Source organism: Ruegeria sp. HKCCD4315 (assembly GCF_013112245.1).
Taxonomy (GTDB): Bacteria; Pseudomonadota; Alphaproteobacteria; order Rhodobacterales; family Rhodobacteraceae; genus Ruegeria.
In genome coordinates this window covers 175,098-198,164 of record NZ_WVRN01000002.1, presented here as the reverse complement: position 1 = coordinate 198,164, position 23,067 = coordinate 175,098, and the positions used below count along the sequence as shown (strand labels likewise).

Here is a 23,067-nt window from a genome sequence, read left to right as displayed (position 1 = left end):
TGAGTTAGAATTGTACGCCAAGACCAAGCCCGACCTGCAAAGCCTCGGTTGAGTCTCCGAACATATGATCCACGCTCAAATTGATAAAGCGGCTGTCATCCAGTGCGAACAAACCGAGCCGGGCCGAAATGACCCCATGGCTGTCGCCGACATAGCTGGTATTGGCAAAACCGCCATCTGCTGCGCTGGCCCCCGCGAAACCGGCAGTGACCGATACTGTATCATCGGACGAGAAGATGGCACCCGCCCGCAAACTGGCGCGCAGCTTCTGCTTGCCGCTCAGGACCTGTTCGGTCCCCATTTCCAACGAAGGTGTCAGCGAGTAGATCATGTTGCTGTCGTCTTGCAGGGTGACCCCGGACAACGTGGCTTGACCGTTACTCGAAGTGGCCAGACGTGTTGCGTCAAATGACAACTCGGGGCGCAGGTAAGACGCCCCTCCAGCGAACCTGTGGTCATAGGCAAAGCTCAACCGCAGGTTCTGATGGTTGGTCTTGTGGGTGATCTCACTGACTCCCGACGTGTTCACAACAGTCCCGCCTGGCAGTACACCAACGATCCCACCGGCGCTGAGCGTATCGTAATCCGACCACCCAGCAGACAGCTGGGCTGCGAATTCCCACGCACCAGAATACTTGGTGATCGACGCGCCAAGATTGAACCGGTCGCCATTTGCAGTATAGGACGACCCGTTGCTCAGGCTCATCCGGTCGTGACCCACGGCAAATCCTGCGTAAAGCTCATCTCCGACCGGAATACGCACACCTGCCGAAAGGTTGGTCGCGTTTATGTCGAGCGCATCGTAGATTCCGGTCTGGTCGCGGTCAAAGAAGGATCTGCCACCCGAGAACCACATGCAGTTCCGCGGGTCATCACCAACCTGATAATCCGTGAAGCGCTCACAATTGTGCAGTGTGTCGGCAAACACCCGTGTGCCGTAGTAAGCATCCACCAGATCAGACGCATAGTCTGACGTCGACAGCGTGTTGATTGCAGCGATGACCTCAGCCTCGGACTGCATATTGCCGATGAGGGCAAACAACTCGCCCTGTGCCGCCGATCCCTGACCGTAAAGCACTTGGTTGATATAGTTACCGATGGCCGTTTGGTTGGCATTCATCCCTTGCGTCGAATAGTCGGGCGCAACCACCAGATCGATGGAACTGCCGTCAGACGTCGAACCATTCAAACCTATCGAATAGTCCAGAACCACCGTGTCCTGAATCGTTGTCCCGGCATCCGCTGCGGTGCCATTCGGATTGATGATCACCAAAGGCAAAGCGCGTTCCAGCGTGTTCAGCTGTGGCGTCAACGTACCGCCGATTGTTGCGTTTCCGGTCACATTGACCAGATCGCTTCTACCACCAGATGCACCTGAGGTGAGGAAATACACATCAAACGTTGACGTTGCGCTATTGCCGAAGGCAAGGCTTCCGGTCAGATCCAGCTTTTGGCTGACATTGCCGTAGAAAGCAAAGTTACTGGCCTGCACAGATGACGTGAACGTTGTGTTCAGCCCCCAGTTGGCACCCAGAACAAACTCGCCGTTCACCTGCATCATACCGGTAGACCCTAGGTCGACCGTATCCAACGCATAGAACGCAGCCCCTTGTTCAACAGTAAGACCATTAGTGCCCGCACCAAGATTCAGGTTTCCAAGCGCCGCACCCGAGAGTGTCACCTGATCGTTCCCATCCCCGCCATTCAGCAGTTGATTGTTCCCGGCCAACAGAACGCTGTTCGCCGACAGCGACAGCGCGTTGTTCGTGCCTCCGTCAACAACGATCGAAGCAACCGAGCGCGTCTGCCCAGTGCCACCCATTATCACACCATCGAGGTCAAGATTAATGGCACCTGCACCATCACGCCCCTCGGACTGCGCCAGAACACCGATACCGCCGGCGCCAACCGACATGATATTGCCGCTCAGCGCCATGTCGATGGCCCCACCGGAACCCGCGCCGCCAGCGGAACCACGGAAGACTGAATCCACCATGCCGCCACCGCCGCCCAGAGATTGCGCTAGCACACCAATCGCGTCTTGGCCGGTGGTTACGATGGTCCCGGTCTGCGTGAAATCGATATCGCCGCCATTGCCGCCATTGTTGGTCGACAGACCCACGGTGATCCGGCTTTGCGCCATGTCGGTCGAGACAATACCGCCGCCACCGCCGATGCTCTGAATGACGAAGCCATGAGAGCCTTGGCCGCTGGTGGTCATATCGCCGATATTGGTGAAGTTGACATTGCCGCCATCCCCGGTCGATCCATCCTGCGCGCCCAGGGTCACATCGGTGGCACCAAGCCCCGAGATCACAACCTCGCCACCGCCCGCACCGATGCTTTGTACCGTTTGACCAAACGCGCGGTCTCCGCTGGTAAAGACATCACCGTCCAGCGACAGGCTGATCGTGCCGCCATCGTTGTTGAAGCTGGGATCAGCACCCAGGATCACCGACGCAGCCTTGCCTGTACCGGCCACGCCACTGCCGTTGCTGTTCAGCACCAGCTTACCGCCGCCGCCACCAATCGACTGCACTGTACCCGCCGACGAGAATGCGCCATCTGTGCCAACATCACCCGTACGGTTGCCGGTTACATCTCCACCACTTGCATCGTTGGTGTTGATTGCACCCAGTCGTGCCGTGACGTCGATGGCGTCACCATCCTCGACGTCCACGTTGGTGGACGCGGTTCCACCGCCGCCGCCGACGCTCTGCACCATCAGGGCGGTCGATCTGTCACGCGTCGTGGCGATGTTGCCGTCATGCGTCTGCGTAATCTGATTGCCCGCCGTGCCTGATACATCGTCGCCGCCAAGGGCAATGTCGCTGCGCACGACCGAACCTATCGCGCCAGACGTACGGGTTGTGAAATTGACCGATGTGTTGGCATTGCCGCCACCGCCATTCACCGATTGAGCAAACACAGCCTGCGCACCTTCACCATTCACCAGAATGTCGCCAGTCGAATTCACGGTAACGGTGCCGACCGAACCGGTTGTTCCTGTACGGGCACCCAAGGCCTGTGAAATGGTGTAATCCAGCGCCGAAACCAGCGGGGACGAGACCGAGTAGCCTGCGTTGCCGCCACCGCCGCCTACGGATTGCGCATAGATGCCAAACCCGTTTTGGGCGTTCACCACAATGGTGCCGGTATGATTGACCGTGACGTCTCCGCCATCGGCACCCGATCCGCCCGAACCACCAATGGCGATCTTGGAGTAAGACTTGCCGGTCATCGTGTTCTTGAGGTCATTCACATCCATGGACACGGCCAGCCCACCGTTGCCGCCGCCGCCGCCGACCGATTGCGCCATGACACCGTAAGCCCCCGCGCCATCGACCTGAATATCGCCGCTGTTGGAGACGATTACGTCGCCCGCGACGTTACCGCTGCCGCCCGAGCCGCCGATGTTCAACTGCGCTGTGGGCGAGCTGTTGTCGCCGGTTTTCAGCCGCAGCGTCCCGGTGATGGAGCTGCCTCCATTTCCGCCACCGCCACCGATAGACTGGGCAAATATCCCATGCGCACTGGCACCCGTGGTCACGATGGTACCCGCATTGGTCACTGAAACGGTGCTGCCAATACCGCCTGTGCCACCCGAGCCGCCCAGACCAAATTGCAGCGCCCGCCGCGTGCTGGCCTCAGCCCCGCCATAACGGCCGTCGACCGAAATAGTCGAACCGCCAGTGCCGCCGCCGCCACCAACAGACTGCGCGAAGATACCGTGACTTTCAGCACCGCTGGTCAGGATTGTACCGTCGACCGTATTTGCAACCGTCACTGTGCTGCCAGCCCCGCCTGTGCCGCCGGTGCCACCAATCAGAATGGCGTTTGTCGTTGCGCCGTCTGAGGACCGACCCAGGATAATGTTGCGCACCTGTTGAGCGTCTCCGCCACCGCCGCCAACGGATTGCGCGTAGATACCAACGGATTTGTCGCCAACAGTCTGGATCAGGTCTCGGTTCGTGACCGACACCGCCGCCGAGGTCGCACCCGTGCCGCCATTGCCCCCGATTGACAGTGTGGCCGTGTTGCCGATGTCTTTGCGCAGGCTGATGATGCGGTTCTCGACCACACCCCCCATGCCGCCACCGCCGCCGACGGATTGCGCAAAAATGCCATGAGACATTGTGCCTTGGGTTGTGATGATCCCGTCGCTGTCTACGGTTACGGTGTCCGAGGTCATGCCGTCCCCGCCTGTACCTCCGACATTGATTGATGCAGTGGTCCCAACGGTCGACGGGTTGACTACGGCTTTGATGGTATCGAGGTTCGACTGACCCGCCTGAACCATACCGCCGGTGCCACCCGCGCCGCCAATGGATTGTGCCAGCAACCCGTTTGACCTGTCGCCAAAGGTCGCGACCCGCGCGGTATTGGTGAGGTCGACCTTGCCACCCAAGCCACCGCTGCCGCCGCTGCCACCGATGGACAGGGCAATCGATGTGCCCTTGCCAGCCGAGTTGCTGGCCTTGCCGCCGGTGCCGCCACCGCCACCAACGGCTTGGGCAAACACCGCATGGGCATCCGTACCCTGGGTTGAGACCGTACCAGCCACAACAGCTGTGACATCGCCGGCTTCACCGCCGGTGCCTCCTTCAAGCCCGACAGACAAACTGGCCTTGTTGCCTTTGCTATCACCGGTTTTAGGCGTACCGATGCTAACAGACGTCGAGGTCGAGTTTCCACCTCCGTTACCGATCGATTGCGCAAAGAAGCCGTAAGAGCTGTTGCCCTGCGTAGCGATGACTCCGTTCGAGCTTGCATAGACGTTGCCGCCCATTCCACCCGTGCCGCCAACGCGACCGATCTGAATGTTGACGTTGCCGCCATCCACCGAGGTAGAGGCAGAGTTGTAACCGGCGTTGCCGCCCCCGCCGCCAACAGATTGCGCGAACAGACCGTGGGAATTTGCCCCTTGCGTGGTAATGTTACCAGTATGGCGCAGATCGACTGCGCCACCGTCGCCGCCGTTTCCAACGCCACCGCCAATCGCCAGTCCAAAGCCCTTGTTGGTCGCGTCCGAGGCCAACTCGTAGGTCATCCCCAGGTTCAAGGCTGCGTTGCCGCCACCGCCACCGATGGATTGCCCAAAAATCCCGTGGCTGCCGTCCTGCTTGGTCAGGACATTGCCGTAATGGTCCACATCAATCGTGCCACCATCACCCGCTGTTCCGGCAGACCCGCCAATGGCCACCACAGCCGACACACCCGTTTTATTACCCGAGGAATCCGCCGGGTTCACCTTTCCCTCAAGCTCATCAAGTACCGCATTGTAGTTTGCGATGACTGAGTCATCGACGCCTGTGTTCGTGGGCGTTTTGCGGCCACTTGAATCGCCCGTGCCGCCATTGCTCTGACTGCCGGTTGTTTTGCTAATACCGACAACCGCGTTGATCCCGGCGTCACCGCCGCCGCCACCGATGCTGGACGCCTCGATCCCGTGTGATCCGGCCCCATCGGTTGTGATGGTACCCGCTGCCGCTGTCGACGTTCCGCGCGCTACGGTGACATTGCCCGCGTCACCGCCGCCGCCGCCAAAGCCACCAATGCCCATCGCGATCGGTGAGCTGTCTTTGGTACCCACGAACGTCGCGTTGATCCCACCGGTACCGCCACCGCCGCCAATGCTCTGCGCAAAGAGGCCACGTGCGTGATAACCGTTTGTCGAGATGTTGCCGGTTTGCGCAACAGTTACGTCGCCCGCATCCGCGCCGGTGCCTCCGTGGCCGCCAAGGCCGCCAACGATGCTGAGATCAGTCTTGCCGCTGGAATTGTTGGAATCGCCGTAGTTCAGTTGACCGGTCACGTTCAGCGCGCCGTTACCGCCGCCGCCCGCAATAGATTGCGCCAGAACACCGTGCTTCCAGTTGCCCGCAACCGAAACCGCGCCCGCATGATCCACCGCTACATTGCCCGAGACATTGCCGTTGCCGCCAAAGCCGCCAACCCCGAATGTGACCGAGGGTATTTTACCGTCCTTGCTCAGCGCGATACCGCCCGAGACGTTCAAGCCGCCATTGCCGCCGCCACCGCCGATGGACTGCGCCAGCAGACCAGCCGACCCGTCTGTATCCTGCTTTTCTTCATTGAAGACACCCATGTCGATAAACAGACGCTCAAGTCCGAAAGTTGAGGTCAGTTCCTGAGTTTGATCGACAATCGTGTTGCCCAGGAAATCGCGCAGCTTGTCCTCGAACGTTGTGGTGTTGGGGATCGAGATGTCATCAGGGTTTGTCGTGACCGTGATGTTTGCCTGCGACGTGACAGTAACGTCACCCGCTTTGCCGCCATTGCCCGCGAACCCGCCGACACCCACGATCAGCGAACTGTCTGAAACGATCCCGCCCGAAACGTTCATGCCACCATTGCCGCCACCGCCCCCAACGGATTGTGCCAGCAGACCGGACTGCCCCGTACCATGGGCCCGGATCGTACTGCCTGCGCCGATATCAACCGAGACGTCCCCAGCGTCGCCGCCGCCGCCGCCAAAACCGCCAACCCCGACAACAACTGCGTAGGACTTGCTTTGATCGGTCAAACCCGCGCCGGGTTTGCCGCTAATCGCTAAACCGCCGGATACATTTATCCCGCCATTGCCGCCGCTGCCGCCAAGCGATTGCGCAATAATGCCACTGGCTCCTTTGCTTTGATCAACAGTCGAAGTGCCGTTGGATATAACCATTGGCACCGCCTGAACATTGCCGGTGTAATCCAGATCGACAGATTGTGCGTTGCCGCCCGCGCCACCAAAACCACCGACACCCGCCGCGACTGAAAAGATCGTGCTGGAACCTGAAGGTTTGGTCAGCGACAGCGTACCAGAGATATTTGTGCCACCGGTTCCGCCACCACCGCCTACGCTTTGGGCAAACAAACCGTGCGAGCCGTCCCCTGCTGTGACGACGTCGCTTTGGACATCCAGTTTCACGGTGCCTGCGTCTCCGCCGCCGCCGCCGAAACCGCCGAGGCCCAGTCCCACAGCCGCACCGGATTTGCCAGACAAGCTTACCGCGCCGGATACATTCAGACCGCCGTTGCCGCCGCCTCCACCAACGGATTGCGCCATAACCCCGATACTTTCCGCGCCAGTTGTGACAATCGAACTGGTGCCGCCAGCGTTTGTACTGGAGCGCAGGGTGCTGATCACATCTCCGGCATTCCCAGCACCACCGCCAAAGCCGCCAACGCCAAGGCTGATCCCGCCCCCATTCTGCTGGCTGATGCTCACGGATGCCGAGATATTGGTGCCGCCATTGCCACCACCACCGCCAAGGCTTTGGGTCAGAACACCGGTGCTGCGGTCGCCGTCAGTGCGGACCCCACCCGTCACAGTCGATTGGGTCAGTGCTCCCGCGTCTGCTCCGCCGCCGCCGAAACCGCCTACGCCGATACCCACGGCCGCGTTGGTCGACCGGGACAGGGACAGCGCGGATGAAATGTTCACACCACCATTGCCGCCGCCGCCGCCAAGGCTCTGCGTCAGGATACCAACTGAATCATCCCCAGCAGTTGTCACATTGCCCATGACCTGCTGCGTGACACTGTCCGCAGCACCGCCGTTGCCGCCAAATCCGCCAACGCCAACACCGAGGCCGCCCGAATAGTTGCTGGCCACTGAAATCGCACCAGAAACGTTGGTTTCGCCGTTGCCGCCGCCGCCACCAAGGCTCTGGGCGATGATGCCCGCAGACCGTGTGCCAGAGGTGCTGATGTTTCCCGTAACCGTGCTGTTAACGGTGCCACTTGTTCCGCCGCTGCCCCCAAAGCCGCCAACGCCGATGCCTGCAGCACCGGAACCTGTACGCGCAATGCTAAGCGCGCCCGAGATATTGACGCCACCATTGCCGCCACCGCCGCCAACGGATTGCACCAAAACGCCGGTCGACGTGTCGCCCATCGTTGTCACATCGCCTGTGACCGTACCGGTTGCAGCATTGGCATTTCCGCCACTGCCACCGGACCCACCAATGCCGACGCCAACAGCGCCGCCGCCCGTGCCCGAGAGATTGACAGCCGCAGAGACGTTCAGCCCGCCGTTGCCGCCTCCACCAGCAGCAGATTGCACCAGAACACCGCCCGAGTTGTTGCCCGCAGTATTCACGTTGCCCACAACGGTGCCCGTAGCAGTGTTGGCATCACCACCGCTTCCACCGCTGCCGCCAAGCCCTACGGATGCGCCCCCGCTTCCTTTTCCGGCGACAGTCACTGTCGCTGAGACGTTCATGCCGCCATTGCCACCGCCGCCGCCAAGGCTTTGTGCGATGAACGCTCCGGATTCATTGCCTTGGGTCGAGACGTCGCCTGTCAGCGTTGCCTGTACCGTTCCGCCATCGCCGCCAGTGCCGGACGCGCCGCCCAGACCAACAGATGCACCACCCGAACCCGTTCCAGCCGCAGCCACCGCGACCGAGATATTCATGCCGCCATTGCCGCCACCGCCGCCAACGGATTGAGCCAATAACCCGGAAGAGGTTTCGCCTAACGTGACAAGGTTACCAGTGACGTCAGCCGTGACCGACGAAGCGTTGCCGCCGCCGGTTCCGCGACCACCCAAACCCACTGCAGCCGCGCCAGAGCCGGTACCTGCTCCACCTACAGAAGCCGAGACATTGAACCCGCCGTTGCCACCGCCGCCACCAATGGATTGCGCGACGACCGCACTGGATTGGTTGCCTTCGGTGCGCACGCTGTTGGCAACTGTCAGCCCAACAACGCCACCGGTGCCACCGCTGCCGCCGGACCCGCCCAAGCCAACGCTGATTGCGCCCGCGCCTGTGCCAGCCCCGGCCAGTGCTGGTGAGACGTTCATGCCGCCATTGCCACCGCCGCCACCAACGGATTGAGCAAGGATACCCACCGAAGCAGCACCCATGGTCACCACGTTTTCAGTGGTACTGGCCGTGACCGTACTGCCGTCACCACCACCCGCGCCAGAGCCCCCAAGACCAACCGAGACCGACCCCGCGCCGGTGCCAGCGCCTGAGACGGTTGGAGAAACGTTAAAACCGCCGTTGCCGCCGCCGCCGCCAATGGATTGCGCAACAAACCCGCTGGACGCGAAACCTTTGGTCAAAATGGTGCCGTTGGACGTCAAAGTGACTGCACCACCATTGCCGCCGGTATCACCCGATCCACCCAGACCGACGCTGACCGCACCACTGGCTGTTCCCGCGCCTGACAGAACAGGGGCCACGTTGAACCCGCCGTTGCCGCCACCGCCCCCGATGGATTGTGCGACGACACCCGAAGATTGATCTCCGCGCGTTTCAACAGCGTTGTTTGACGTGGCTTTGACAGTGCTGCCGTCGCCTCCGCCACCGCCATTTCCACCCAAGCCGACAGACACACCACCGCCAGCGGTGCCCGATCCCTGGACTGACGCACTGACGTTGAAGCCGCCATTGCCGCCGCCACCGCCGATAGACTGCGCCAGAATGGCCGTTGATCCGTTGCCCCGCGTCAATACCGTGCCGCCGGACGTCAAAGTAACTGCGCCACCGTTGCCACCGCCACTGCCGGTACCACCCAAGCCAACGCTCACCGCGCCTGACCCGACGCCCGCACCAGCCCCGGTACCCGAAACGTTGAAACCGCCGTTGCCACCACCGCCGCCGATCGATTGCGCGACTACGCCCGAGGAACGATCCCCAATCGTTTCTATTGAATTGGTTGTGGTCAGGGTGACAGTCCCACCGATCGCACCAGTGCCACCATCACCGCCCAAACCTACGCTAACAGCACCGCTGCCCACACCTGCACCTGCCAGCGACGCACTGACGTTGAACCCACCGTTGCCACCGCCGCCACCGACCGACTGTGCCAGGACCGCAGTAGAATCCGTGCCGCTTGTGCGGACTGTACCCGTGACTTGCCCGGTGACTGTCTTCCCGACACCACCACCAGCGCCGCCGCCGCCCAAGCCAACGGAAACGGCACCGCCGCCGGCACCAGCCCCCGCTATTCCGGCTGTGACGTTGAAACCGCCATTGCCGCCACCGCCACCAATGGACTGAAACACCACACCACTTGACGCATCAGCCAGTGTTGTAACGTTTCCTGCAACCTGACCTTCAACGATGCCGCCATCGCCGCCCGAAGCACCATTGCCCCCCAGCCCGACTCCAATCGTACCAGCTCCGGCGCCCGCTGCGGCGACACCTGCGGTGACGTTGAAACCACCGTTACCACCACCGCCGCCGATGGATTGCATCACCACACCCGTCGAACGCAGACCCTCGGTTCGGACATCTCCGTTGACACGAACACCTGAAACAGTGCCTCCGTTGCCCCCTTTGCCACCTGAACCTCCCAAACCGACGTTGACTGTTCCCGCGCCTGCGCCGCCTGCAGCCAAACCTGCCGCGACGCTGAATCCACCGTTGCCGCCACCGCCACCGATGGACTGAACAACAACCGCCCCGGAATCGTTTCCACGCGTTGTAACATTTGCACCAACCTGCGCGGTCACAGTGCCACCGATACCGCCACCGCCGGATTTACCACCCAGGCCGACATTCACGGACCCGGCAGCCGCGCCGCCGATATTAGCGCTGGCCCCGATGCTGTAGCCGCCATTACCACCGCCGCCACCGACGGATTGCGCAACAACGCCGCTGGAAAACGCGCCGCTGGTCTCGATAGATGAGCCGCCCGCGACCAAAGTGACCTTGCCTCCAGTTCCTGCCCCGCCGCCATTGCCACCGACGCTGACATTAACCCCAGCAGATGCCCCACCGCTGGCGCTGATCCCGGCCGCGATACTGCCCCCGCCGTTGCCACCGCCGCCACCGACGGATTGCGCAATAATCGCGCTTGAGTTTGTGCCGGTCGTCGTCACATCAGCATTGGTCGAGACCTGTACGATCCCACCATTCCCAGCGCTGCCCGCCTGGCCACCAATTCCGACCGAGACGTTGCCGGAAAACAGCGCCGAGGCACCGCCGGTTGCGGCAACAGCCAATCCGCCATTGCCGCCACCACCGCCGACAGACTGAAACAGCATACCGGTTGACCGGTTCCCTGTTGTGACAACCGTGCCTTCGAAACCGGCGGCAACGGCTGCGCCACTGCTGTCAAACTGACCAACCGTGACGTTACCGCCTTTGCCACCTGTACTGCCGTCACCTCCAACACCAACTGCCAGAGAGCCAGAAACCGGACCGCCGGAGACCGCAACCGAAACGGCATACCCGCCATTGCCGCCGCCACCGCCAACGGACTGCAACATGATGCCGGTTGAATCGTCTCCCCCGGTTTGCACCGAAGCCGAACCGCCGCCAGCAAGCGTTACATTGCCCCCGTCTCCTCCACTGCCTGCCGATCCGCCGACGGAAACAGAAGCAGCGCCAAAAGCGCCGACAGCAACCGAAACAGCCCCGCCGCCGTTGCCGCCACCGCCACCAACAGATTGCGCAAAAACACCCGTGGATCGCGCGCCCGACGTCTGGATCGCCGAAGGCTGACTGCTGTCTGTATTGGATAAAGTAACGTTGACGTCACCACCTTTGCCACCAGCTCCGCCATCGCCGCCGATTGCGACGCCTACAAAGGCCCCAACAGACCCGGACGAACCGCCATTACCGCCGCCACCGCCGATAGACTGGGCTAAAATGCCCATCGCATCGTCGCCACCAGTGGTGATGATTCCATCGTTAACAATGGTCACGGTCGAACCGCTGCCGCCGCCGCTGCCGTTGCCGCCAACAGACACCATGCCGCCGGACGATCCCCCGTCACCGCCACCGCCGCCAATGGATTGAGCGATGATGCCACGCGCGCCATCCCCTTGGGTCACAATGCGCCCATAGTTGCTGACGCTAACCGCCGCACCTGTACCGCCACGAGACCCGCCGCCGCCGATGGCAACTAAACCAAAGGAATTTGCACCAGTTCCACCACTGCCACCGATTGACTGCGCCATCACCCCGTCAGCCCCGTCCCCAAGGGTCAGTATGCTTCCCGACCCCTGCACAGACACACTGACGGCGCTACCGCTGCCACCATTTGATCCGACACCGCCCAGCGACAGAGAAACGAGGCCCCCAGCGGTTCCACCGGAACCGCCCCCGCCGCCGATGGATTGGGCAACGATCCCTCGAGAGAAACTGCCCCGCGTTTCAATGGCTCCACCATGCGAGACCGAGACCTGCCCGCCGTTGCCGCCGTTATCTGCGCTACCTATCAGTGAAACAAGAAGGTTGCCGCTGGTTCCGGTAGAGCCACCAGACCCACCGACGGACTGAGCAAGAATCCCGTTGGCAAAATTGCCGGTGGTCAGAATAGTGCCGGTGGACGCCGTGTTAACCACCACGCTGCCACCGCTGCCGCCGTAGCCGCCGCTGCCGGAGGATCCGACCAATCCCCATTGCGAACCGCCATTGCCGCCGTTGTTTGACACACTCAGTGCATAGATACCGTCAGCATAGTCACCGCTGGTCGAAATCGATCCAGCTTGGGTCACCGTCACGTTACCACCATCGGCCGAGTGGCCTCCGGTGCCGCCACCCGGTGCCGCAAAACCACTGCCGCCGTTCCCAGCCTGGCCGCTGCGGCTGAACGCAAAGATCCCCTCGTTGTTAGCGCCCGATGTCTGAATCGTGCTGCTGGCCGTTTGCGTTGCGTTTACCGTGCCGCCCTTACCGCCGTCGCCTCCATCGCGCCCGTCCCAAAAGCTTAGATAGGAATCCCCGCCGTCGCCGCCGTCGCCGCCAACACTGCCAATCTCCCATCCGACATTGCTGGTGGCATTTACATTGCTGCCAAGAGACTGGGTCTGTGTCGGACCAGCGTTGCCGTTTCCACCAGAGCTCGGCGGAACCACCAATGCACCGTCCCGCCCATTGCTGCCATTCTGCCCATAGACAACCTGACTCACCCCGTTAGGGCCCGAGACGTTGACAGGTGGTGTCACCGTCCCCGGCGTACCCGAGCCTTTGAAGTCGCTGTTGTACTGAGACAGCGTCAACTGGGTCGACAAATTTGCCGTACCGGTCGCTCCACCGCCGCTGATTTGCGCGGTCGTTCCAGTAATAGAGACAATATTGAAGGCAAGCGGAGGATTGTCCGAATTGTAGATTGTGTCGCCTGCGCTCTTAACCAGAAAAACGTAGCCGTCTGCGGTTTCAACGAAGGCTGTTGTACCCGCCGTTGGCGTGGATGCGGGGTCTACGATCAGTGCGCTAACTGTTGTATCCTGACCCGTCACCGGGTTTTTGACGGTATCACCAACCTTCGAGGCCGCCGTCGGCGCAGCGAGCAAAGGATTTGAAATCAGAGCTAAAAACGAAACAGTAACCAGCAAATTTGATTTCTTGATCACTCTGGAACCTCACAACCAACGCATTCAAACGACACGGCAACCGGACAGGTTCCCGAAAAGCAGTCACCTGCAATTCGAGCTTTCCCCATCACCATCTTGTGAAGAGTATCTGCAATTTTAAGACGATTGATGTGAATTTGTTCACTCATTAACGGTTTGGTAAGACTAATTGCTGATTTACAACACAAAAGTATCACTTCGATACAATGCAATGTTTCCAAAGCGATAACGAATGCCACCCGCAATGGTTGTTCGTTTCAATCTAAGCAGAGATCACAACCCAAGATTGCAGCTCTCTGTTAGGCTGGATGACCTTCACTTCCGCTCTAAGTGTCTGCGCTATGTTCGGAAGTTTTGGAATACGGGCTTAACGCAATGCAGATCGTCTGGTTCAAACGCGACCTTCGCGTGCAGGACAACTCCGCCCTTGCACGCGCTGCGGAATGCGGAGAGGTGCTTCCACTTTATGTCGTAGAACCGGACCTTTGGCAGCAACCTGATATGTCTGCCCGCCACTGGGGCTTTATCGCCGAAACGCTCGAACAATTGCGCGATGATTTGGGCAAGCTGGGTCAGCCTCTGGTTATACGAACCGGGGAAATCACTCAGATCCTGTCAAATCTACATGTTGCGGGGCACCTCTCTGCGCTTTGGTCGCACGAGGAAACCGGCAACAACTGGACCTATCGCCGTGACCTGAAAGTGGCTGAATGGTGCACTGAAAACGGGGTGCGATGGCGTGAAGTTAAAAACCACGGTGTACAACGCCGAATGACCTCGCGCGAAGGGTGGGCCAGACGCTGGGACACCCATATGGCGCAACCCAAAGCTCTGCCGCCGGTTCTGTCAGCGCTTGAAATGGATCTGGGCCGTGTGCCGTCCTCGAAGGATCTGCAGCTTGTGTCAGATTCCTGCCCGGATCGACAGCCCGGTGGGCGAAGCGTCGGTTTACAGCTTTTGGACAGCTTTTTACACAGTCGAGGAGAAACCTATCAACGCGCGATGTCTTCGCCATTACAAGGCGCGTACGCCTGCTCGCGCCTGTCGCCCTATCTGGCTTGGGGGGCCGTATCGATGCGCGAGGTGGCACAGGCGACGGTGCAGAGGCAACAAAATTTGAGTTCGGGTGCGCAAGCCTGGCGCAAGTCGCTGCGTTCTTTTTCGGGTCGTCTGCATTGGCATTGCCACTTCATCCAGAAACTGGAAGACGAACCCAGGATCGAATTCAAGAACCTGCACAAGCTTTACGACGAGTTACGCCCTGTGCAGCCAGATCCCGCGAACCTGCATGCCTGGGCCAATGGTCAAACAGGTTATCCCTTTCTGGATGCCTGCATGCGTTCACTTCGAGCAACGGGTTGGCTGAACTTCCGGATGCGGGCGATGGTGATGGCAACCGCAAGCTATCACCTTTGGCTTGACTGGCGCGCGCCGGGTTTGGAATTGGCGCGGCTATTTACCGACTATGAACCGGGCATTCACTGGAACCAGGTCCAAATGCAATCCGGCACAACCGGTATCAATGCTGTGCGGATCTACAATCCCGTGAAACAGGGAAAAGATCAGGATCCGTCCGGCGTATTTACACGGCTATGGGTGCCAGAGTTGGCCGCGATAGCCGATCCTTACCTACAAGAGCCGTGGTCCGCACCGAATGCTGCGGCGGTGGTTGGCACGCTCTATCCCGAACGCATCTTCAACCACCTTGCCGCCGCAAAGCTGGCACGCGAGAGGATTTGGGCTGTCCGTCGCACTCCGGCCTTTCGCATCGAAGCCGCCGCCATCCAGTCCAAACACGGAAGTCGCAAACGCCGCTCATCGTCTAAAGCACGATCAAAACCTTCGGCCCAACTGAGTTTACCACTGGACGGCTAACCGATGCGCATGCGCAAGAAATCTGACCTGCCCTCTAAAACTTGCATCAGATGTGGGCGACCTTTCACATGGCGTCGGAAATGGGCAAAGGTCTGGGATCAGGTTCGCTATTGCTCGGACCGATGCAGGCGCGCCAGATGATCAGCCTGTTAAAGCATTTAGCCGTGACATGCGCCTCATGTTTTCAAAAAAGTGAACTCTTGCACCCCTCAAAGAACGCGCCCTTGACTAAAACTGGTCACCGACGGTTACACGCCCTCTCGCGCTGCCATGATCGCGAGACCTTCGGCCACTGCGGTAAAAACAGATGCAAAGGAATGTTCGGCATCCGGGAAAACACGTCGCATCGTTTCGGGGACAATGGCCATCAGGCTTGAGCCGCCAACATAGACAACCCGGTCGATCTGTTCTGCAGTTACATCCGCCAGGCGCAACACCTCTTGCACCCCAGTCTCCAACCGTGAAGCATGATCGTTAAGACTGTCGGCCACCAGCGCGTCACTTAGCTGTACCGCCAACCCAGCCTCAAGCACGTCAAGTTTGATCGCCGGATCTTGTGTCCCTGAGTTCACTTCAATCTTTCCACTTTCAACAGCAAAGGCCAGTTCATGCCCCAATTCGTGCTCAAGCACCGAAGCAAGGCGGGCCAACCGTTCAGGTGACTGGGCCAGTTGTACCATGTCGCCCACCGTGCGCCGGTTCTGCGCCGTGTACAGAAACGGGATCACCTCCCAGGTCGCCAGGTCATTAAAAATGGCATTGGGGGCCTTCGATGCCCCGCTGCCAAAGACATCCCGAACCATCGAACCTTTGCCCAAAAGCGGCATCACATGATCAATACTGATCGCGCGGTCGAAATCCGTTCCCCCAATGCGCACTCCGTGATTGGCCAGAATCTCTAATTCGGCTGCATGGGACCGAAAGACCGAAAAGTCAGACGTTCCACCCCCAATGTCGACAACCAGCCCAGTACCCGAGCCGCATTCAGTGGCACCTGTCGCGATGGCCGCTGCGGCGGGCTCAGGGCAAAACTGAACATCCGTAAATCCGGCGGCTATGTAACATGCGCGCAAATCAGCTTCTGCCTGAGCCTCTCGCGGGTCGTTCACCCCATGAAATATTACAGGTCGTCCCGATACAACGCGTGTGCACGGCACACCAATTTCGACCTCTGCCTGTTCCCTCAGTTGGCGCAGAAAAGAACCGATGATTTCGACAAATGTCAGCCGCTCGTTCAAAATCTGCCGCTTTTCATGCATTAAAGCAGTACCCAAAACCCGCTTGAGCGCTCGCATGAAACGCCCCTCCAGCCCATCCAAAAGCGCTTGGTTGGCGGGTTCACCAATCAAGGTTTCGCGCGTTTCGAAATCAAAAAAGAAAGTGGTTGGAAGTGTCTTTGCATCGCCATCGAAACGTACAAGTCGAGGCGCGTTTGCATCTATGTAAGCAACAGCTGAATTTGACGTACCAAAGTCGATGCCGATCCACGGGCGGATGGGGGCCATGGCACATGTCTCCGAATTGTCTGAGCAAAGAGCGTCGGGCCTAAAGTTTTCTCAAACCGGGGTCAAGCCTCCGCTGCTCACATACATGTTGAAACCGGTCCATCAGACGATGCGCAACGCTTTTTCCGAGCGTTAACTTCATAACCCACAAACGTCCAACTCTCTGGGTGCGCAGGATTCGGGTGCCCTTCATTCACTTCTGGGCACCCCTTTTCCCGACCTATCAAAGGTGCGCGGAAAGTATGTCTGCAAGGATCAAAACAGACTAACCCGCTCTCAAAACCTAAAGCGTTACGATCCTTTGGCAGAAATTCTGAAAACCTCAATATCTTGGTCTAAACCTCGAACAGCGTGACGACCAACGGACTGAACCATGTTTCCCATGTGTTTCGCAACACGCGAAGTGATCAGGGTCTTTTCACCCAGTATCTTACAAAGATCCTGCACACGACTAGCGACATTGACAGTCTGTCCTACAACTGTGAAGTCCAACCGATCAGGGCTGCCGATATTGCCAAATGTCACAGGACCAAAGTCGATGCCGATGACAAACTCGATTGCCTCTTGGCTTCGTTCATCCGCTTGTTTGTTGTATTCGCCAAGATTGGCCAAGGCTCCAGAAGCAGCCTCGACTGCCGATCTGCAAGTGGACTCGTCGCTGTTGTCGGTCTCAAAAACTGCCAGAATGCCATCGCCCATGAATTTGAGCACATCGCCGCCTGCGTTCTGAATTGGCGAGACCACCATTTCAAAATAGTCTCCCATCATGGCCAGCAGTTTTTCCTCGGGCCAAGCCTGGGCCTTTTCGGTAAACCCCCTGAGATCCGCAAACAAGATCGCGGCTGCAACCGTTCTGTGTTCCCCGCGCTTAATATGCCCCTGACCGATCTCCACCGCTGGACCATGACCCAGATAAGTCTGTAGCAGGCTTTTTTGTGACTGACGCATCGCTATGGGTTCCAAAGCTGCCGCAAGTGCGTAACGCGACTCTTCAATGTATCGAATGTGCGTATCGGAAAACCCGATTTCAGCATTTGAAGTGAAGCTGGTGCCTTGAACCGATCCATTTCCATGTTCCAGTGGGATGGCCAGAAAATCCGTGGCACCCGCTTCGGCAAGTTCTGAATAGATCGGGTGTTCATCTTCAAGGTTGAGGTCCGCCAGCCGCTTTCGCAGAGGGCACCGACGCGTGACGATGTATTCAAATGGGCTGCCATGCCAAGCACTTGTCGACAGCACAGTCGTGGGAACCGTATAGCGACGGGTGTTTTCAGGGGTCCAGATAATACCCCATGCGCTGAGCAATGGATTTGAGTAGTTTTGTGCAATCCGTGCCCGTGCCAATGGTACACCAAGCTTTACAAGGCCTTCGCAATAGCCTTGCACGATTGCGGTTTCATCGCCCAACAACCGTCCTTCAGAAATCAGCCAATGGTTCAGTGCATCAATTTCGGACACGAGCCCCTCGCACAAAATGGACGTGTTTACAGTCTACATATCAATTCCTAGGAGAGAACCCGCACTGATGCAGACGCTTTTGAAATTCTGCATCAATGCGGTTTGCCAAACGTGCGGCGGTTTCTTTTGGGGTATGATCAACTGACAGCGGCGGCTTTGGTCGGGTCATCCTCAAGTTGTTTCAACAAGCGTGCCTGTTTAACTTTTGGATCCAAGTCCGGGTCGGTTAAATGAGCCAACATGTCCGGTACGGTCGCTTCGATTTGATCTTGCGAGGCCAGCGCCATCCCATGAGCCACAAAGGGGCGCAGATAGGTCATTCCGGCAAGGTTCGCGGTTTGCTGGAAAGGCTTAAGAAACTCGGCCATCGTGTAATTGTTGTACCCTCCCGCGTGGTAACTGTGCTCGGGCCCACCTGTAGAGACAAGGATCAGAAACTCGCGCCCCTTCAGATGATCCCCACCGGGTCCGTAGGCAAAGCCATAGCTCAGAACTTGATCCATCCACGCCTTCATGACAGGCGGCGCAGAGTACCAGTAAAACGGGAACTGAAATACAAACCGGTCATGGGCCATCAGCAATGCTTGTTCCGTTTCGACGTCAAAACGCAACTCAGCACCACCGATATCGGTCAAATCGCGTGTGGTGACTTCTTGCGCGTCTGAAAGCGCATCGAACCAGACTCGGTTGATCCGGGATTTGCTCAGGTCTGGATGCGCGGTGAGAACGAGTGTTTTCATGTGTCTGCCTCTTGCAGAAGTTTCGCTGAATGAACGGTGATGAGGGGGCGACCATCGGGACGCGTGTCAAACCGCCAGTTTTCCTGAACCCGCGCTTCGATATGTTCTCCGCTCACGGTTGTGGCACGAAACAGAACTTCGAACTCCGTAGCGCCCGGCGTGACCTTTATCTTGCTGACGTGATGTTCGGTCGGGCGCTGCAAGGTTGCAAGTACGTCTGTATACCACGCGCGCACCCGAGCGTGCCCTGTCAAGGTCGCGTCAACATCCGGCATGTCCCAATCCACATCGGGGTGTAGGTCCTCAAGGAATGCCTCGATCGGATCAAGCCGGTCAAACCGCGCGAACCAATCTGCGATAAAGGAACGTATTTTGGGATAGTCGTTCATGGAGTTCACCATTCGGCGACTTAATCAGCCAGCCGGTCCGGCAGCGGAGCCAGATCATACTGCGACCAGAAAAACGTATTTGCCGCATCCTGATCGGCAGAAAGGTTCGTCGCTTCGACGATCTTGCCCTCTTCGATGCGATAGACCAGCGCCCAGGTCGTATCTACATTCGGTTTTCCGTCTGCATTCGACCAACCGCGATGAATGTCCACGACATGTGTTTCATCCGCGCCGAAATAGATCGGCTGGGCTTGGAACCCGGCTGTGCCCAATTGTGCGAAGAAGGCGAGCACTTCCTCACGCCCGTTCTTCGTTCCAGACAATGGGTGACGACCCGGAATGTGCCATTTGACGTCCTCGTCCATCACGGCAGCAATTCCGTCCAGATCGTTCGCGCCGTAGGCGGCAAAAAAGTCTTGGACCACTTTGATGTTCTCTTCCGGTGAGGCCGCCATGGCGGTGTCTCCTGCGATGATTGCGGTGGCGAGTGCTGCGGCTTTGGTCAGGGTTTTCATCTCTTGTCCTCTCAGGCGCTTAGGCGTCGGGCAACTGCAACGCTTTCTGCCGGTCTATGCTGTGATAACGAGAACTTAGTTATTTAGCTCTTTCGTGATAATTCCCCCGAAATTCACTACTTTCATGTATAGAGTCGAACAAAGCCAAGATCGGGGATCCTATGCGCTTACCGCTTGCAACGCTTGAAATCTTCACCGCCATAGCCAGGCACGGGTCGCTGCGGGCCGCCGCAGACGCACTTGGCATCAAACCATCGACCGTGAGTCATCAGTTAAAGTCGCTGGAAGATCAGCTGGATACGGCACTCTTCATAAGAACAACGCGCTCAATCAGCCTGACCGAAGCCGGGCGTGCGCTCATCCGTGGAGCGGGCCCAGCCTTTGACCAACTGTCCGAGGCGGTAGAAAGTGCACGCAGCACAGGCCATGCCGCCCGGGGCACGCTGAAGTTGGCCATGCCTGAATTTGCGTACCATTTGTACGTGAGCCCGATCCTGAACAGCTTTTGCGCCAAATTTCCCGAGATTGAGCTGGAGCTGTCATTGACGGATGCGCTCTCGGACATTTTGGGCGAAGAATTGCATGCTGGGTTCCGGTTGGGGGACCGAGTTGCGCAAGATATGGTCGCGGTTCGACTTACTCAGCCATTGCAACTGGCCGTATCAGCAAGTCCGCACTATCTGACTGCCCGCGGCACGCCCAGAGACCCACGCGATCTTCTTGAGCATAACTGTATTCGATACAGGTTTCAGTCTTCTGGCCAGATTGCTCCGTGGCGTTTTGAAGCCAGAGAGGGACCGTATTCCGTTCAAGTGCAAGGCAATCTGATCACAAACACTTTGCCAGCTTCGGTTGATCTTGCAAAACAGGGGTTGGGGCTGGTTTATACATTCCGGGCCTTTGTGGCCGCTGAAATCAGGGCAGGCCACCTTAAGCCTGTTCTTGAAAACCATCTGGGCCAGACGCCTGGTATTTTCCTTTATTACCCGCGGGAATACAGGGGCATGATGCCACTAAAGCTGTTCATTGAGCACATAAAACAGCAAAGAGGTTCTAAGTAGAAAAATAAGAATACTATTTCCGTTCAAGCAGCATCAGTTAAGCGCTGAACTGGTGCCACTTCCGACAAATCGGGCGAGATACGCACCATGTCAGGCAGTTGCGGGACTGGCTTGGACGCCCCCTTGAGGATCAATTCAGCCGGAACGCTGGTTGCTGCTGCTAAAGCTTGTGACAGTGGCATTCCGACTTTAGTCACCAGGTTCCGTATGGCGGTTGTCAGGTCCAAATCCGCCCCTGCCAATGTACCGTCTTGCAGTGTCAGTCTGCCCTCCTCGCGCCGGATAAGCCGCCCTTCCAGATGAAACGCAGTTTGATCAGTGCCAGCCACGGCCATCGCATCGCTGACCAAGAATATTTTTCCCGGCCCGCGTTTGGCTACAAATGCAGCGCGCATCGTTTCGGAGTGAACATGCACAGTGTCTGCGATCAAACCTGCAAACAGGTTCCCGCTTGCAAGCACTGCTCCCACCAAACCGGGCTCTCGACTGCCGAGTTGGCTCATTGCGTTGAACAGATGCGTCGCGCAGCGGGCACCAGCCTTTGCGTAAGTGATGCAAGTGTCAAATGAGGCGTCGGTGTGGCCCAGCGAGACGATAATCCCCGCCTGGGTCAAAGCCTTAACCTGGTCAACCGAAACATTCTCTGGTGCCAACGTGACCATCAGCGCAGGTAATTCGCGGGCGGCAGTCAAAAGCTGATCAAGATCAGCTTCCTCCATCGGGCGGATCAGCGCGCCGTCATGGGCACCCTTGCGACGCACCGACAAATGCGGCCCTTCAAGATGCAGACCTGCAATGCCAGGAACCCTCTGGCGCACCGCCTGTATCGCAGCCTGTATGGCAGCAGTTGTTTTCGCTGGCGTGTCCGTGATCAGCGTCGGCAGAATTGCAATTGCCCCCAACCCGCGATGTGCCTGAGCGATCCGCTGCAACGTTTCGACCGAGGGAGCGTCATTGAACATCACACCTCCCCCGCCATTCACCTGCAAATCAACGTAGCCGGGACTGAGGATGTCACCTGACAGATCCTCAATCCTTGTGTAGGTCGGCAGTTCATTTGTCGGTATTATCGCGTCGACTGTGCCGTCTACAAACCGAATGGCATGATCTTGAAACAGTGTCTCTCCGTCAAAAATCGGACCGCCGGCGAAGGTGATGATTGAGCCATTCATACTGTTTCGGTCACTTTCCGAAGATGGCGCGGTGTATCAGGGTTGATGCCGCGACGCGCAGCGACGGCTTCAACCATACCATAGAAAGAAGCAATGGCAGCGACAGGATCGGTCATCCAATGCGCTGTCCGCACATGCGGCAGCGAAACAGCATCCTTTACGCGATCCGTCGTTGCAAAAACCTGTGCACCCTTGGCGGCAAGTGCATCTGCGACCTCTGCAATATTTGCCTCGGCAGCGTCGCCGGAGGAAAAGGCGAGGACCGGAAAACCTTGATCCACTATTGAAACCGGACCGTGCAACACTTCGGCAGAGGAGTAGCTTTCGGCGTGGATCTGGCAGGTTTCCTTGAACTTTAACGCCGCCTCGTTCGAGATCGCCCAGGACGTTCCGCGGCCCAACGTGAACAGCGACTGGCCATCGATCGCATCGATTACTACACCCCAGTCGCAGGCAATGGCCTGCTCCAGATCTTTGGGCAGGTTGCGGATGGCCGCCAGCAAATCTGCGTCGCCTTTGATCTCGGCCAGCAACCAAAGCCCCGCAACCAAAGACGTCACAAATGTTTTGGTCGCTGCGACACTCAACTCTGGCCCGGCATGAATGGGCAGCGCGGCCGAGGCAACATTCGCCAGGGCCGAACCGGTATCATTGGTAATCGCCACAGAATAAGAGCCGCCTTGGGTCAGCGATTGGGTCAGGCGAACAATGTCTGGGCTTTGCCCAGATTGCGACACCGATATGCACAGCGCGTTTGGACAGCGCATATCGACGCCGTAGATCGATTTGACGCTTGGCCCAACCGACGCCATGGGCAGGCCCAGCAACAGCTCTGACGCGTATTTCAGATAGCTGCAAGCATGATCGGATGATCCCCGCGCAACAGAAATCAAAAAGAGCGGATCGCGCGCGCGCACTTCTTGCGCCGCTGATTTGATGGCCTCGGATCCTTCGGTCAGCAGGCGGTCAACGGCGACAGGTACTTCGTTGATTTCCTGCCGCATAAGCGTGAGTTGGTTGGACAT

The 23,067-nt window shown here is 58.6% G+C and carries 11 protein-coding genes; 3 read left to right on the top strand and 8 right to left on the bottom strand.

Annotated elements, in window-relative coordinates; translation table 11 throughout:
* Positions 1 to 4: 4 nt before the first annotated feature.
* Positions 5 to 13,327 carry a hypothetical protein gene (locus tag GS646_RS18840; RefSeq protein WP_171647887.1) on the bottom strand — a complete coding sequence of 4,441 codons (13,323 nt, stop codon included), beginning with the start codon at positions 13,325 to 13,327 and terminating at the stop codon, positions 5 to 7.
* Between the two features lie 375 nt (positions 13,328 to 13,702).
* On the opposite strand from GS646_RS18840, the gene GS646_RS18835 reads away from it, so the two are divergent.
* Both GS646_RS18835 and GS646_RS18830 read left to right on the top strand, forming a co-directional pair.
* On the top strand, positions 13,703 to 15,202 hold the full coding sequence (locus GS646_RS18835) for an FAD-binding domain-containing protein (RefSeq protein ID WP_171187444.1): 1,500 nt from the start codon (positions 13,703 to 13,705) through the stop codon (positions 15,200 to 15,202).
* 3 nt (positions 15,203 to 15,205) lie between these two features.
* Entirely contained in the window at positions 15,206 to 15,343 is a 138-nt protein-coding gene (locus GS646_RS18830) for a DUF2256 domain-containing protein (RefSeq protein ID WP_171187442.1), read from the top strand.
* A gap of 107 nt (positions 15,344 to 15,450) precedes the next feature.
* Here GS646_RS18830 and GS646_RS18825 read toward each other — a convergent pair whose 3' ends face one another.
* The 5 genes from GS646_RS18825 to GS646_RS18805 form a co-directional block, all read right to left on the bottom strand.
* Complete coding sequence (locus GS646_RS18825; RefSeq protein WP_171647889.1) at positions 15,451 to 16,707, bottom strand: Hsp70 family protein; 1,257 nt, start codon at positions 16,705 to 16,707, stop codon at positions 15,451 to 15,453.
* Between the two features lie 291 nt (positions 16,708 to 16,998).
* A complete protein-coding gene (locus GS646_RS23250; protein WP_171187438.1) occupies positions 16,999 to 18,165 on the bottom strand; it encodes an adenylate/guanylate cyclase domain-containing protein in 1,167 nt (388 codons plus the stop codon).
* Positions 18,166 to 18,302: 137 nt separating this feature from the next.
* A complete protein-coding gene (locus GS646_RS18815) occupies positions 18,303 to 18,905 on the bottom strand; it encodes an NAD(P)H-dependent oxidoreductase (RefSeq protein ID WP_171647891.1) in 603 nt (200 codons plus the stop codon).
* On the bottom strand, positions 18,902 to 19,294 hold the full coding sequence (locus GS646_RS18810) for a nuclear transport factor 2 family protein (RefSeq protein WP_171647893.1): 393 nt from the start codon (positions 19,292 to 19,294) through the stop codon (positions 18,902 to 18,904). Before GS646_RS18810 ends, GS646_RS18815 begins: the two co-directional genes overlap by 4 nt.
* Before the next feature lie 20 nt (positions 19,295 to 19,314).
* On the bottom strand, positions 19,315 to 19,809 hold the full coding sequence (locus GS646_RS18805; RefSeq protein ID WP_216600462.1) for a nuclear transport factor 2 family protein: 495 nt from the start codon (positions 19,807 to 19,809) through the stop codon (positions 19,315 to 19,317).
* 161 nt (positions 19,810 to 19,970) lie between these two features.
* On the opposite strand from GS646_RS18805, the gene GS646_RS18800 reads away from it, so the two are divergent.
* The gene (locus GS646_RS18800; protein ID WP_171187433.1) at positions 19,971 to 20,870 is read left to right on the top strand and encodes a LysR family transcriptional regulator; all 900 of its coding nucleotides are present in this window, start codon (positions 19,971 to 19,973) and stop codon (positions 20,868 to 20,870) included.
* Positions 20,871 to 20,893: 23 nt separating this feature from the next.
* Here the strand turns inward: GS646_RS18800 and nagA are convergent, their stop codons facing one another.
* Together nagA and GS646_RS18790 are read right to left on the bottom strand one after the other, a co-directional pair.
* Entirely contained in the window at positions 20,894 to 22,042 is a 1,149-nt protein-coding gene (nagA, locus tag GS646_RS18795; RefSeq protein ID WP_171647895.1) for an N-acetylglucosamine-6-phosphate deacetylase, read from the bottom strand.
* A complete protein-coding gene (locus tag GS646_RS18790; RefSeq protein ID WP_171187428.1) occupies positions 22,039 to 23,067 on the bottom strand; it encodes an SIS domain-containing protein in 1,029 nt (342 codons plus the stop codon). The genes nagA and GS646_RS18790 overlap by 4 nt, the downstream gene beginning before the upstream one ends.

Excerpts from the sequence above, each read along its gene's own strand:
- nagA (WP_171647895.1), bottom strand. The coding sequence starts at position 22,042 with ATGAATGGCTCAATCATCACCTTCGCCGGCGGTCCGATTTTTGACGGA.
- GS646_RS18835 (WP_171187444.1), top strand. The coding sequence starts at position 13,703 with ATGCAGATCGTCTGGTTCAAACGCGACCTTCGCGTGCAGGACAACTCC.
- GS646_RS18800 (WP_171187433.1), top strand. The coding sequence starts at position 19,971 with ATGCGCTTACCGCTTGCAACGCTTGAAATCTTCACCGCCATAGCCAGG.
- GS646_RS18825 (WP_171647889.1), bottom strand. The coding sequence starts at position 16,707 with ATGGCCCCCATCCGCCCGTGGATCGGCATCGACTTTGGTACGTCAAAT.
- GS646_RS18790 (WP_171187428.1), bottom strand. The coding sequence starts at position 23,067 with ATGTCCAACCAACTCACGCTTATGCGGCAGGAAATCAACGAAGTACCT.
- GS646_RS18810 (WP_171647893.1), bottom strand. The coding sequence starts at position 19,294 with ATGAACGACTATCCCAAAATACGTTCCTTTATCGCAGATTGGTTCGCG.
- GS646_RS18815 (WP_171647891.1), bottom strand. The coding sequence starts at position 18,905 with ATGAAAACACTCGTTCTCACCGCGCATCCAGACCTGAGCAAATCCCGG.
- GS646_RS18830 (WP_171187442.1), top strand. The coding sequence starts at position 15,206 with ATGCGCATGCGCAAGAAATCTGACCTGCCCTCTAAAACTTGCATCAGA.
- GS646_RS18805 (WP_216600462.1), bottom strand. The coding sequence starts at position 19,809 with ATGAAAACCCTGACCAAAGCCGCAGCACTCGCCACCGCAATCATCGCA.